Here is a 500-nt window from a genome sequence, read left to right as displayed (position 1 = left end):
GCCCAGATCGATGTCGAGGATCGCCATCGAGAAATTGTAGTCGCCATCAGCCTCGTCCTTGAAGACGATGCCGAGGAATTCGTCGCCGACATAGACCTCGGCCGAATCCTCCTTGCGCGGGCGCGCCTTCACCTGGAGCTTGGGATTCTGGAAGACGCGCTTGAAATAGGCGTCCAGCTTTCTGATTTCGTCCGGCTTCAAAGTCTTCTCCGATCGTCGGCTTGCTGATTTGAACGCGGCTTCTGGCACGCCGACAATGGCGATGTAAAGGCAAGCCGGCGACAGAACCGGAACCGGTCCGCGCGTACAGCCGGATTCAGCCGCGCGCGGGCATCCCGGCCTCAGATATCGAAGCTGACAACGTGGTCCATGGTCTGCGACGGCAGAAGCTGGTCCATCTGCCTGGAAGGCTGGTCGCAACCGGTTTCGCCGACGACGCGCGCCGGCACGCCGGCGACCGTCTTGTTGTGCGGCACCGGCGATAGCACGACCGATCCGGC

General features: G+C 62.0%; 1 protein-coding gene and 1 pseudogene. Both read right to left on the bottom strand.

Translation table 11 applies throughout. The features are described from left to right. Positions 1-201 (bottom strand): DUF3126 family protein (locus tag EOA33_RS38225; protein ID WP_127407869.1); only part of this gene is annotated, 201 nt, incomplete at its 3' end. 140 nt (positions 202-341) lie between these two features. Beyond that, positions 342-500: pseudogene (locus tag EOA33_RS38220) on the bottom strand (serine O-acetyltransferase); the annotation flags it as partial.

The organism is Mesorhizobium sp. M4A.F.Ca.ET.050.02.1.1, assembly GCF_003997725.1.
Taxonomy (GTDB): Bacteria; Pseudomonadota; Alphaproteobacteria; order Rhizobiales; family Rhizobiaceae; genus Mesorhizobium.
This window is presented reverse-complemented; position numbering and strand designations above follow the sequence as displayed.